Raw genomic sequence first — 12347 nt, forward strand, 5'->3', positions numbered from 1 at the left:
CTGTTCATACTGTAACAGTGACTGTCACAAAAGATGAAACTGGACAATTGAATGCGGATGTGCAATACGACGGTAAGAAAGATACTCCTACTTTTACCAACACGTATACACCTCCGACACCTCCAACTCCAAGTGAAAAACAAATTACCACAAGTAAGATTTTAGAAGGTCGTGACCTTCAAGGTGGTGAATTTAGCTTTAACCTCTTGGACGAAAATGGAACTGTTCTTCAAACAAAACAAAATGCTGCGGATGGTACAGTGACATTTGATGCGATTGCCTACACGGAAGCGATGATTGGTACTCATAAATATACCATTAAAGAAGTCGTGCCAGCTGATCAGGCAAATATCCAATATGACGAAGGTCAAGTGGATGTCACAGTGACCGTCACAAAAGATGAAGCATCAAACGCTATCCAAGCAGTTGTTTCATACGGTGCGAAGAAAACCTTTATCAATAAGGTCATCCCACCAACTCCACCAACAGTGAATAATCCTGAATTGAAACTTTACACCCTTAGAGTTCGTAAGGTAGATGAAAAGGGTGATTACCTTGCCGGTGCGGTATTTGGACTCTTTGAAGCGGATGGTGTGACACCTGTTGCAAATCCTTATGGTCAAGGCCAAGCACAAGCGATTTCTGGTCAAGACGGACTTGCAAGCTTCGTTGGATTTGAAGCTAAAGAGTATGTCATCAAAGAGCTCTCTGCTCCTAGTGGTTATCAACTTTCAGATACAGCCATCAAGGTTTCTGCAAGTGACTTTGCTTCAGCTACAAACCTTGTCGTTGATAAAGGAAACGTGGTGAATAAACTTCTTCCACCTCCACCATCAACAGATATTCCAAATATACCAACACCAAGTAATAGCAAACCTAAAACTCCATCACCAAATGGAGATAAGCCTAAGCCTAGTGACAAACCTAAATCTAGTGAAACTCCTAAATCTAGTGACAAGCCTAAAGAAAGTAAACGATCCCTTCCTTCAACAGGAACGGAAGATCATTTAGGACTTCTTGTAACTGGTTTGACATTCATCGCTACAGCTATTGCTTCTATGACACTTAAGAAGAAGGAAGACTTCTAAGCAACATGAAAGATCTAGTCAAACACGACTAGATCTTTTTCTTGTATTCGGTTACTCAATTCTGAATATTTTGATCTTCATAAAAAACAACTTTCCCATCTTTAACCTTGAATGAGTAACTGATGGAATCAGCATAACTGCCTTTGGAATAGTAGAAATCATAGGCACCATCCGGTAGTTTGCTAGCGTCTAATCTTTTTGCAGCTGCTTTTAAGTCTTTTTCCTTAACGGATACACCATCCTTTATATAAATGGTCATAGTGATTAACTCTTGATCAATTAAGGTCTGAAAAGGGATTTGATAGTAACCGGCAAAGTCCTTTTTCCCTTCTTTGAGATTTTGACTTGCGATACTATCTAGAATTTGCTCCTTCTCATCACGGTTGGAGTTCGATAAAAAACCAAAGAAACTAATAGGAAGACCTAGAGATTGCTTCTTTAATTGTCCCTCAATTTCCTTCTCCTTCTTTTGGACAGATTGCTGCTTCAAGTACGCTTCCTTATACTCTGGAAGATGGTTACTAGTTGTATCTGTCCAATCATTATGAAACACCGTATCCGTTTCTAATGTCACTGTTTGTCCATCATAGGTTTTCTCAGAGTAGGTATAAGACACATGATAAGTTGGGATTTCCAAAGCAGTCCAATCCAGTTTGTTTATGGCCACATCCCCATGCAGACCAACCTTAGCAAGCTCACTGCTGACAACTTCCTTCGCTTTTTTATAATCACTCGGTTTCATGATCTTACAACTGGAAAGAAACAGGCAACATAGAATAAGTGGGATTCCTGCGAATAGTTTGAAATAGTTGGGCTTCATAGCCTGACCTCCTTGCTAAATTCGACCTAATCGATTAATTTTTTATATAGTCATATCTGAACAACCTATGAACCGATTGAAAATTCTAATGATAATTGAGAAATTCCTATTATATCTTGACTATTTTTGAATGACCCATTTGGCGTCACCATAAACGATCGTAAACGGCCCATCCCCATCTGTTAAATAGTTAATTTTATATATACCAGATTCTCCTGCTTCAAGGACTGTTGGCTGTTTGTAATTTAAAGTATTATTCAACATATAAGCAGATTTGCCATGGCCATCATAGAGATCTACATTTGTATAATCTGGAGTATTTTCAATACTGAGAGGTGTTGTATTCGATAGGGTGAATTCGACGATCAATCGATGTTGTTTTTTCCTTGTATCGATACGGTCTTGATCATCCTGAACATCCAAATTTGGATCGTCTGTTACACTATTCAGTGTAACTTCTAAGCCATTAGCAAATACAACTGGCTCTCCAATTGCATAACTTTTAACAGGATTTTTGGGATTAAAATTCTTTAATTTTTCTTTTATCTTTTGTCCGTCATTATTATTTCCAGATGGGATGGTCCAAAAGATATTATTCTCATCTTGCTTACCATACTGATTATCCCCCTTCATTTGTTGAGGGATTTGTAAGAGAATAGCCAAGTTTTTTAAATCAATTCGAACATCACCTTGATTTGTCACTTCCATTTCAACCGTGAATTCCGTAGGCGAAGTTTTACTATAAGCATAACCGGATAATGAGGTTGCCTCGAAATTTTTGTTAACTAACTGTTGTAAAACTGTTGAAAGCATGATATAGGAAATATGATCATCTCGATTTATTTCTTTTTCAGCATACCTTTGATGGAATTCATCGAGCCAATCATAGAAGGCTTGATTGAAATCTGACTCATTAGGATTTTTATAATATTTATTCCCTCTCGGTAAAAGCTCTGGGAAGTACGTTGGTACCTGAATGCGAATAAATACTTTGTTTCCCTTAACTGCATAGCCCTTTAATTCATATTTTTTTCCAAAGCTCAATGCATTCGTCATGAGCTTCAAATACATGGGACCATATATTTTGAGGGGGTACTTCTCACCAAGATATTCCACATAAGTATTTGGATCAAAAGTACTACTGTTTTTTTCAATTTTAGGGATAATATAATCGTTCCAGAGTCGAGTATACATATCCTCTTGATTTTTTGCCCCATTGGCCTTGATTACTGTGTCTATTCCCCTTGGATCTACATAGACTCCTTCAACGACCTGCAAAGCTTTTTGAACTCTTCCTTCCTCAGATAGAGAGGCTTCATTCGGTTGCTGTCCATATATTGAAATACCATCGCTATCATCTGACCTCATATATTGTGGAAGTTTTTCAAACGTTATGTATCTGATACTGTTCTTTGCATCCCAATCAAATGTTGCTGCAGGTCCTGTCTTGTCAAAATGAATGTTTTTTCGATCGATTTTCTTCTGTACTTCTTTATTCGAAGAACCTTGTTTTTCTACAGTTCCTTGTTTGCAGGCACTCAAACATACTGGTATAAGTACCGAACATAAGACAAGTCCCCATTTTATTTTCTTCTTCATTCCATCTCCTCCTAATCTCATCCTCATTTTACCATCAATCACCCCTTTTGTCAGTCAAATAGATAAGGCTGGGACAAAAGTCCTAGCCTCTCAATTGTTTTTGGATTGTCGAACAAGGCGCAGTGGTTGAGTGGGCTCTACTACGCTGATTTCATCAGCTTTTACAGCCCTACTCAACTGTGCGGAGGTGGGACGACGAAATCGAATTCTAACGAATTACCGATTTCTGTCCCACTCTCTATTTCATATAAATCATCCCTGTACAGGCTTGCTCTGAAAGTTCGACAAAGCCGAGAGACTGGTAAAAGGCTAGATTTTTCTCGCTACGTTCAGTGACGAGGAGCCGTTGATAGACAGTAGGGAAGGTCGCTAAAGCCTCTGTTAAGAGTTTCCTTCCGATACCTTGACGCTGGTAATCTGGTCTTACCAAAAGGTCCTGCACAAAAATAACCGAGTGGCCATCACCTACCAAGCGAATGTAGGCGACGAGCTCTTTCTCATCATAGACGGCCAACTGCCAGAGACTGGCTTTGACAGCTTGTTCCAGCATAGATGGGTTGTTGGTATAATTGGTCCAACCCACCGAGCTGTAGAGTTCGAGTAGGTCTGTCATCGCTGGAATTTCTTTTTTATAATCTAACATCTTAACTCCTTTTTAACCTATAGTGCTGGAAGAAGGCGATATCCCGGTAAGGGGACTCTTGGCAAACAGCCAGCTCCATCTTGAGCATAGACTCTCGCCAGCCTTCTTGGCCCTTGAAGCGATTGTCCTGCAAGGCATAAAAGACACGGATCCCTTGGTAATCCTTGACTTCAAGGGCTAAGTCTTCTACTGCTGCACCGAGATCATAGGCCTGTGCCAAACCCATGGAGTGGGTTTCCAGATCCTGACCTGCTAAGAGATCAAGCGCCTTTTGAGTATCATTTTCAAAAACGACGGTCTGCAGGACGCAGCCAACTTCATTGTGCTTAACGATAGAGAGCAAGCCTCCTGGTTTCAAGAGACGGATGAATTTCTTGAGAACCACCTTGCGATCCTCTACATACTCCAAGACATTATGGCAGAGGATGACATCAAAGCTGGCATCTTCAAAGCTCTCTATCTGGTCCAGACTCCCAACGAGTTGCTGGTAGGGATGGTCCTGGACCCGCAAGGCCACCATTTCCTCATTGGGTTCCACAGCAAGGACTTGATTGTCTTGCGCCAGGTGGTTGGCTACAAGGCCAAAACCACTGCCGAAATCAAGCACTCGCTTCCCCTTGATGTCCTGTAATTGTTCAAAAAGGATATCATAATAGATCTGTCCCCAGGGTTGCCGAAGGTTTTCTAAATAGGCTTGAATATTTGTGGCCATCGATCTCCTCCTATTTGAAATTGAACATCTTGCTAGCTATCTTATCCGAGATGCGTGGGAAAAGGGTATAGAGCTTGTGGGTCAGGTTCAAAAGCCAAGGAAGATTGAGCTCACGTTTTGGTTTTCCAAAGTTTTTAACAATCTTCTTAGCCACAAAGTCTGGTTCCAAAATGTAGCGATCCACAGCTTTGACATAGCTTCCGTCTGGGTCTGCCTGATCAAAGAAAGTGGTCCGGATGGGGCCTGGATTAACCGTCGTCACATGGACACCAAAAGGCATGAGTTCCAACCGCAGAGCATTGGAGAAGCCGATGGCCGCAAACTTGGTAGCCGAATAAAGGCTGGATTTGGCAGTTGCGACGAGACCCGCCATGCTGACGATGTTGACGATGTGCCCCTTTCCTGCTGCCTTCATGTGCGCACCCATCAAGCGTGAAAACTGCATGAGGGCAAAGGTATTGACCTCAAACATTTCCTGCACCTGCTGGTCAGAAATGCGATCAAAGGCCTCAAAAATCCCATAGCCTGCGTTGTTGACCAAGACATCGATCTGCCCATAGCGCTGATAGAGCTCTTCTACCAAATCTTGAACGGCTGAAGAATCAGTGATATCGATCCCGATGCATTCAGCTTGAAGATGACTGGCATAGAGCTTTTCCAGTTTTTCTTGATTTCTGCCTAGGAGAATCAGCCGATCTTCAGGGAGGAGCTTGACCATTTCTTGGGCCAAGCCTCCACTTGCTCCTGTTATGAGAATAGTTCGCATCTTAGATCTCCACTTCTTCCAAATCTTTGACGACATAGACATTTTCAAAAATGCTGGACGCATCCTTGCGCAATTGGCTGATGTCTTTTGATAAGAAGCGAGCACTGATGTGGTTCAAAAGAAGGCGCTTGGCCCCTGCTTCACGCGCCACTTCTGCTGCCTGCATATTGGTCGAGTGACCGTGTTTCTTAGCAATCTTCTCATCACCCTTGCCATAGGTAGACTCATGGACGAGGACATCCGCATTGACTCCAAGGCGGACGCTGGCATCAGTCTTTCTGGTATCTCCGAGGATCGTGATAATCTTACCAGGCCGAGGGGCTGAAATATAATCCGCTGCAATGATCTTAGTCCCATCTTCCAGGGTGACATCTTGGCCATTTTTAACCTGACCAAAGAGCGGCCCAAAGGGAACACCCGCTGCCTTCAGCTTATCTGCGTCGAGCGTCCCTTCGAGGTCTTTTTGCATGATCCGGTAACCGACACAGAAAATGGTGTGGTCCAAAGCCTCCGCATAAACCGTAAATTTATCGGTTTCTAAAATCTTGCCCAGAGAATGTTCATCGAATTCATGAAAATGAATGCGGTAAGGCAGGCGAGAGCCTGATACGCGAAGACTAGTCATCACAAAGGATTTGATCCCTACTGGTCCATAGATATCTAGATCCGTCTGCTCTTCATTGGCCTGAAAGGCCCGACTAGAGAGGAAACCTGGCAAACCAAAAATATGGTCTCCGTGTAAATGAGTGATAAAGATCTTGCTAACCTTTCGCGGACGAATGGTCGTTTCTAAAATTTGATTCTGTGTCGCCTCGCCACAATCAAAGAGCCAGACTTCATTGATCTCATCTAGTAATTTGAGCGCTAAGCTCGATACATTCCGGGCTTTTGAGGGTTGCCCAGCTCCCGTTCCTAAAAATTGAATGTCCATTGTCTACTTTCTATCTATATAAATCATGGCCGTCCGGTTCTCTGAACGGAACGAAAGGTTGAAAGGATAGGCTTGAGCCTGCTCAAGCAGCTCCTCCTGGTTATAACCTGACAGTTTCAAGCGTCCATCTTCCAAGGTCATCAAATCTGTCAGGGCTGAGAGGGCTTCTGTTTTAGTGACCACTTCTGGGCCGGCCTCTTGCAGACAGATCTTGCCATCTTTTTCAAAGACCAAACAATGCGGAAAGATCTCTGCGATTTCGAATAAAATCGAAGGGGTGATTTCCGCCGCTGGATGTTCAGCAAAGACACAGGCTATCTCTTCATTTAGGTAGGCCAAACCGTAAGATTGACCTGATAAGTTGAGGCGGATAAAAGGTTTTTGTTCATCAAAACTTTGCTGAACTGTGAATAAGTCAAATGCTCGGCTCAAGTCCAAGAAATAATCCATGGCCTCCTTGGGACTCTTCTTTTGGTAGAGCTCTGCGAAATAAGCGTTGATCACACTTGGCGGAGGTGTAATCACACGGAGACGTAAGTCCTCAGGGATCGTGCTTAAAAGATTGGTCAGATAGACCCGATCGAGGCTAGTATAACCTCCATATTTTATCGCTAAATCAACATAATCCGTCATAAAATTCTTCCAACTTCCACTTATTTTTCTCTGCGATATAGCCTTGAATGACCTCGACATCCTCTTCAAATTCTCGCTGGTCAATGATCGCGACCGTCTCTAAGTCATGTGTCCGATAGGATTTTGAAAAGGGAACGCGAATAGTAAAGGGAACAAAGAGTTCTCTCAGTTTTTCTAGAAACAAAGCCTGCAGATCCTCACGGGCTGTTTCAGAGCGAGCTGAAATCAAGCTAAAAGGTGTCTGGGTTGGGGTAAAGTCCGCTACTTTATCCGCTTTGTTGTAGAGGGTTAAGCGAGGGATCTCTAGCATATCCAGGTCCTTCATGATAGAGAGAACGGTCTTTTCGTGCTCCTCATGATTGGGATCAGAAGCATCGATGACATGGACCAGGAGGTCTACATTCTTACTTTCTTCCAGGGTCGACTTAAAGCTCGATACCAACTCTGTTGGCAAGTCCTGAATAAAGCCAACCGTATCGGTCAGAGTCACTTGCAGATTGCCTGTTAGGTGGATGCTCTTGGTTGTGGCATCCAAAGTCGCAAAGAGTTCATCGGCTTCATACTGGCTCTTACTGGTCAGCTGATTCATAATGGTCGACTTTCCTGCATTGGTATAGCCGATCAAACCAATCTTGAAGACAGGTGATTCCAAGCGTTTTTCACGAAGGGTTTCCCGGTTCTTTTCAACTGCCTTGAGCTGGCGCTCGATATCGGTGATTTGGTTGCGAACGCTCCGGCGGTTCAACTCCAACTGACTTTCCCCTGGTCCACGAGAACCAATTCCCCCAGCCTGACGGCTGAGCATGATCCCTTGACCGACAAGGCGTGGCAAGAGGTATTTGAGCTGGGCCAAGTGTACCTGCAACTTGCCTTCATGACTCCTAGCCCGCATGGCAAAGATATCTAAAATCAACTGCATCCGGTCAATGACCTTGACCCCAAGGATTTCTTCTAAATTGACATTTTGACGGGGGGTTAGGCGGTTATTGACCACTACCGTCGTGATCTCATCTGCTTCGACCATTTGAGCGATTTCTTCTAGTTTTCCTGAGCCGACAAAGGTCTTGGTGTCGTATTTCTCCCGCTTTTGTGTGTAGGAGCCCCGGACATCTCCACCTGCAGTTTTAGCTAGACTTGCCAACTCCTCCATAGACATATCAAAATTGTCCATGCCTTGAAGTTCCACACCAACCAAAAGGATGCGTTCTTGTTTTTTTTCTGTTTCAATCATGCTGTAAAAACTCCTTTACATCTGCAAGAACCTGCTCCTTGAAATGGGGGGCAGAAATGGCGTAAAATTTCACTTCCATTCGATTTCGAAACCAGGTCAGCTGCCGTTTGGCAAAACGCCGCGTATTGCGCTTGAGGATCTCACTGGCTTCCGCAAGGCTCTGCTCTCCCTTAAAGTAAGGAAAGAGTTCCTTGAAACCAATCCCTTTAGCTGCCTGAACCTCCGGATGGTCATCATAGAGCCAACGGGCTTCATCCAGCAAGCCTTCCTCTAGCATGCGATCTACTCGACGATTGATGCGATCATAGATCAAGGACCGTTCATCATCTAGACAAATGATATAGGGTTCATAATCTGTCTCTTGGTTTGCTAATTCTTGGCCAAAATATGCAATTTCAAGAGCCCGCATGGCCCGACGGCGATTGAGCTGAGGAATCACAAGTCCTTGCTCCGCTACCCTTTGGTACAAGTCTTCGTCCGACAAAACGTCCAATTGAGCCCGATAGGTCAGAATCTCTTCATGAGGAACTTCACCACCTAGATGATAACCTTCAAGCAGACTTTGGATGTAAAGACCCGTCCCACCTGCAATGATAGGAAGTTTGCCTCGAGCTGTGATCTCTTCAATCGCAGTCTTAGCTTCTCTTACAAAATCAAAAGCCGAGTAAGACTCGGTCACCTCCCGTACATCGATCAAATGATGGGGAGCTGCTGCTTGCTCTTCTGGTGTCGCCTTGGCTGTTCCAATATCTAGCTTGCGATAGACTTGTTGACTATCGCCACTGATAATTTCACCATTGAGGGCTTGCGCTAAATCGATCGCAAGAGCTGTTTTTCCAACAGCAGTCGGTCCCACAATCACAATTATCTTGGTTTTCATCGTTTTTCCTTGCAAAATTCACGTTTTTTCGTTACCATATATTATAACATAAATATTTAAAGTTCAGAAAAGGAGAAATTCTCATGGCTAAAGGATTTGGTAAAGGTTTTGTTACTGGTGTTGCTGGTACAGTTGCTGCTGTCGCAGGTGCAGTTTACACATTCAAGAAGAAAGTAATCGAACCAGAAGAACAAAAAGCAGCTTTCATCGAAGAAAACCGCAAAAAAGCAGCACGTCGCCGTGTCTCACACTAATCAAAAGAAAAAACTCCGGGAAACCGGAGCTTTTTTTGTATCTGTTAGTTGCTTCTTTTCAGTCTAAAAATGACTGATCCAACTATAAATGAAACAAGACCTAAAATCATAGCAAACAAATGATTTACTGTACCAGTATTTGGTAATGACTTGTTTTGCTTACCTTGGACTTTCTGAACAGAAGAAGTTAAACCTGAATTCGTATTATTAGAATATCCAGATTTAGATTTCTCACCTACTACTGTACCATTGTTCTCTTTACGATCACTATTAGAAGTAGTTTGCTTATCTTTTGAAACATTAGAGTTTGGGTTTAAAGTTTTCTCACCGGATGTGCTATTCAAATCAGTCTCTTTACTTGTTCCTTTTTGACTAGTCTGAGAACTTGATGTTACTTTTTCTTCAGTAGGTTTAACTTCCGTTTTTCCTTTCTCTATACTTTCACTTTTCTTCTCAGTTTCGTTATTTGTACCTTGTTTGTTATTTACTTTTTGTTCTTCTTTATTATTTTCTGGTTTCACCACTGATGGAGTCTCTCCAACTTTAATAATATAGGTGTCTGATAAATTACCTACTGTATCTTCTGTGAATACTTTAAAGACATCTCCTTTTTTTAATACTTGGGTTGATAAAATCCAATTTCCTTTACTATCAGGCTCAACTAAACGTTCTGTCCCATTAGGAAGTATCACATGAATGATTAAAACTTTTGATTTTTCATTTAGTGCATTTTCATCCGTTATTTGATGATTAACTAATCCTCCAATTGTATTGTTTCCTTCTATGACATTATTTATCTCTCCAACTTCTGGCGGAACAATATAAGCAGTAAATTCGTTTTTAAATACTCCTCCTGGAGATTTAAAAGTAACAATACCTTTTTCACCATTCTTTAGTGCATGTTCCGCAGGGATATTAAATTTTATCCATCCAATATCGTCTGTCCTACCTTCTATTACAAATCCATCAGGAAGTTCAAGTAAGGAATACACATTTTTTGGAAAAGTACTTGGGACACCAATAAATTGTTGGCTTTTATCACTCTTTACATATAAAGTACCATTTAATTCCTTTACACTACTATTTGAATTCGATTCATCATCAGAAAAGCCTTCAACTTCTACTTTATTTGATTTAAATTTGTTATTTTTAGAAACCCAAACTTCTGCTTTTCCTTCACCTTTATAAAAATAGTGTTCTTCAGGAATATTAATTGTATAAAAATTATTTTCTCCTGTTTCACCAGATAATTTAGTACCATCTGGTAACAATACATATACTGTAGAATTTGGATAGGTATATACCGATAAAGTTTGATAATTAGGACTATACTGAATTGATTTATGCACCTCTGGAGATTCAACTTCAGAAACTACAATTTCTTTTTCAAAAATATTACCAGCTTTGTCACTTGAAATAATTTTAATTTTTTCACCTGGACCGACATCAGGTAATTCGAATTCCCATCTTCCTTCAGAATCAGTAGAAGTCTCCTTAGTATCTCCATTTGGTAAAATTATTTTAAATGTTGCATTTCCATCTCTATCATTGTAATTTGCTTCTCCATTGATAACTTTATCTCCTGCAATAAGATGAAAATCTGGAATACTTGGAGCTTCAGTATCTGCAACACCATCTGTATCATAACGTGAGTTTCCATCAGAATTAATTTTATAAATTGTAAACCTTTCATAATTCTTAAAAGCATTCTCACTTGGGATCTTCAATTCATAATTTCCTTCTCCATCGGATACAGTCTCTACCGTACCATCATAACCAATTCTTAATCTAGTATTTGGCGTTGTCTTACCTATAACTGACTGGCTACCATCTTTATGATTTTTAAATTGGACTGTGGTTTGGATAGATCCAGATTCTTCCGCACCAACCTTACTAACTAACGCTGGACCACATAGCATTAAGCTCACTAGTCCATACCCTAATACCTTTTTAACTTTTTTGTTCATAAGAACCTCCCAAATAATACTACAAGTAGTGTTTTTAATAACTATATTCTACACTATATAGTTATAATTGTAAACGCTTAACATATAAAGATGGCTCTTCAAAACTATATTTCTATTTTCTATACTATTATTTAACTATATTTTTCTTTCCGCAGTGACAAAAGTACCTGAAACAGCATCTGTTTCAGGTACTCGGAATTATTGAGAGTAAAACAGTTCGGGGAACTGTTTTATCCTGTGCTAAGAATTTCAAGAGCGAAGGGGCTCAAAAATAATTGAACACGGGCTGCGGATTGTGTCAAAAAGATAAGTTCTCCTAGAATCTAAAGATTCTTCGTCAAACTTCCTATTTTGACTTTATCCGCAGTCGCCCTTTGTATCTTGATTTAGTCATGGAACTTCTTCGAAGTTCGCTGACGTCCGTACTCACCTAAGGAAAGTTTCTATGATGACGTTTGTCTTCAATCTAAAAGCTCCGGTTTCCCGGAGCTTTTAGATTGAAATTTCACCGTTCTTTGATCATTTTCGTTGCGATCTCCAAGAGCTCCACTCCCATCTGAAAGTGCTCGTCTAACAAATCATAGACGGCATCTTCGGACAAGACACCACAAGGAAGATCTGCCGGAAAGTCAGCTTGATTGGACAAGTCCAAATCATCAAAATAGACCTGACTACTATAATAATCGCGCAGTTGGATATAGCTTTCTTGATGCTCTCTTAGCTGATCCACTACTTTTTTGGTTTTTTCCAAAGTCTTGGCATAGTCATTCAAATAACCTTCCATTCTTTGGATCCGTTCGATGTTTTTCTGTGCAATTGCCAT

13 protein-coding genes are annotated in these 12347 nt (G+C 41.2%); 2 read left to right on the plus strand and 11 right to left on the minus strand.

Features of this window, described 5'->3' with window-relative positions; all coding sequences use genetic code 11:
• On the plus strand, positions 1-1088 hold a 1088-nt coding region (locus I2F76_RS08250), incomplete at its 5' end, for a Spy0128 family protein (RefSeq protein WP_195487630.1).
• Between the two features lie 55 nt (positions 1089-1143).
• On the opposite strand, the gene I2F76_RS10595 is transcribed toward I2F76_RS08250, so the two are convergent.
• The 9 genes from I2F76_RS10595 to miaA all read right to left on the minus strand — a co-directional run bounded on the left by I2F76_RS10595 (position 1144) and on the right by miaA (position 9303).
• Positions 1144-1830 (minus strand): hypothetical protein, encoded by a 687-nt coding sequence (locus I2F76_RS10595; protein WP_229289730.1) that lies wholly within the window; start codon positions 1828-1830, stop codon positions 1144-1146.
• Between the two features lie 198 nt (positions 1831-2028).
• Entirely contained in the window at positions 2029-3507 is a 1479-nt protein-coding gene (locus I2F76_RS08265) for a hypothetical protein (protein ID WP_229289731.1), read from the minus strand.
• A 238-nt stretch (positions 3508-3745) separates the two neighbouring features.
• Entirely contained in the window at positions 3746-4150 is a 405-nt protein-coding gene (locus tag I2F76_RS08270) for a GNAT family N-acetyltransferase (RefSeq protein WP_155124765.1), read from the minus strand.
• A gap of 1 nt (position 4151) precedes the next feature.
• Positions 4152-4862 (minus strand): class I SAM-dependent methyltransferase, encoded by a 711-nt coding sequence (locus I2F76_RS08275; protein WP_195487632.1) that lies wholly within the window; start codon positions 4860-4862, stop codon positions 4152-4154.
• Between the two features lie 10 nt (positions 4863-4872).
• A complete protein-coding gene (locus tag I2F76_RS08280; RefSeq protein WP_155124763.1) occupies positions 4873-5628 on the minus strand; it encodes an SDR family NAD(P)-dependent oxidoreductase in 756 nt (251 codons plus the stop codon).
• Between the two features lies 1 nt (position 5629).
• Positions 5630-6559 carry a ribonuclease Z gene (gene rnz, locus I2F76_RS08285; protein WP_003011107.1) on the minus strand — a complete coding sequence of 310 codons (930 nt, stop codon included), beginning with the start codon at positions 6557-6559 and terminating at the stop codon, positions 5630-5632.
• A 3-nt stretch (positions 6560-6562) separates the two neighbouring features.
• Positions 6563-7192: a cystathionine beta-lyase gene (locus I2F76_RS08290; protein WP_195487633.1), complete on the minus strand. Its 630-nt coding sequence runs from the start codon at positions 7190-7192 to the stop codon at positions 6563-6565.
• Entirely contained in the window at positions 7176-8423 is a 1248-nt protein-coding gene (hflX, locus tag I2F76_RS08295; protein ID WP_195487634.1) for a GTPase HflX, read from the minus strand. The genes I2F76_RS08290 and hflX overlap by 17 nt, the downstream gene beginning before the upstream one ends.
• Positions 8416-9303 carry a tRNA (adenosine(37)-N6)-dimethylallyltransferase MiaA gene (miaA, locus tag I2F76_RS08300; protein ID WP_195487635.1) on the minus strand — a complete coding sequence of 296 codons (888 nt, stop codon included), beginning with the start codon at positions 9301-9303 and terminating at the stop codon, positions 8416-8418. The genes hflX and miaA overlap by 8 nt, the downstream gene beginning before the upstream one ends.
• Before the next feature lie 83 nt (positions 9304-9386).
• Here miaA and I2F76_RS08305 point away from each other — a divergent pair, with 83 nt between their 5' ends.
• Positions 9387-9557: a DUF3042 family protein gene (locus I2F76_RS08305; RefSeq protein WP_003002781.1), complete on the plus strand. Its 171-nt coding sequence runs from the start codon at positions 9387-9389 to the stop codon at positions 9555-9557.
• A gap of 44 nt (positions 9558-9601) precedes the next feature.
• Here I2F76_RS08305 and I2F76_RS08310 read toward each other — a convergent pair whose 3' ends face one another.
• The gene (locus tag I2F76_RS08310; protein ID WP_195487636.1) at positions 9602-11524 is read right to left on the minus strand and encodes an LPXTG cell wall anchor domain-containing protein; all 1923 of its coding nucleotides are present in this window, start codon (positions 11522-11524) and stop codon (positions 9602-9604) included.
• Positions 11525-12029: 505 nt separating this feature from the next.
• Complete coding sequence (locus I2F76_RS08315; RefSeq protein ID WP_195487637.1) at positions 12030-12347, minus strand: DUF4298 domain-containing protein; 318 nt, start codon at positions 12345-12347, stop codon at positions 12030-12032.

It is taken from the genome of Streptococcus parasanguinis, from assembly GCF_015557775.1.
GTDB lineage: Bacteria > Bacillota > Bacilli > Lactobacillales > Streptococcaceae > Streptococcus > Streptococcus parasanguinis_AA.

What these genes read in the sequence shown, in the direction of transcription:
- I2F76_RS10595 (WP_229289730.1), bottom strand. Translation starts at nt 1,830, where the DNA reads ATGAAACCGAGTGATTATAAAAAAGCGAAGGAAGTTGTCAGCAGTGAG.
- I2F76_RS08265 (WP_229289731.1), bottom strand. Translation starts at nt 3,507, where the DNA reads ATGAAGAAGAAAATAAAATGGGGACTTGTCTTATGTTCGGTACTTATA.
- I2F76_RS08270 (WP_155124765.1), bottom strand. Translation starts at nt 4,150, where the DNA reads ATGTTAGATTATAAAAAAGAAATTCCAGCGATGACAGACCTACTCGAA.
- I2F76_RS08275 (WP_195487632.1), bottom strand. Translation starts at nt 4,862, where the DNA reads ATGGCCACAAATATTCAAGCCTATTTAGAAAACCTTCGGCAACCCTGG.
- I2F76_RS08280 (WP_155124763.1), bottom strand. Translation starts at nt 5,628, where the DNA reads ATGCGAACTATTCTCATAACAGGAGCAAGTGGAGGCTTGGCCCAAGAA.
- rnz (WP_003011107.1), bottom strand. Translation starts at nt 6,559, where the DNA reads ATGGACATTCAATTTTTAGGAACGGGAGCTGGGCAACCCTCAAAAGCC.
- I2F76_RS08290 (WP_195487633.1), bottom strand. Translation starts at nt 7,192, where the DNA reads ATGACGGATTATGTTGATTTAGCGATAAAATATGGAGGTTATACTAGC.
- hflX (WP_195487634.1), bottom strand. Translation starts at nt 8,423, where the DNA reads ATGATTGAAACAGAAAAAAAACAAGAACGCATCCTTTTGGTTGGTGTG.
- miaA (WP_195487635.1), bottom strand. Translation starts at nt 9,303, where the DNA reads ATGAAAACCAAGATAATTGTGATTGTGGGACCGACTGCTGTTGGAAAA.
- I2F76_RS08305 (WP_003002781.1), top strand. Translation starts at nt 9,387, where the DNA reads ATGGCTAAAGGATTTGGTAAAGGTTTTGTTACTGGTGTTGCTGGTACA.
- I2F76_RS08310 (WP_195487636.1), bottom strand. Translation starts at nt 11,524, where the DNA reads ATGAACAAAAAAGTTAAAAAGGTATTAGGGTATGGACTAGTGAGCTTA.
- I2F76_RS08315 (WP_195487637.1), bottom strand. Translation starts at nt 12,347, where the DNA reads ATGGCAATTGCACAGAAAAACATCGAACGGATCCAAAGAATGGAAGGT.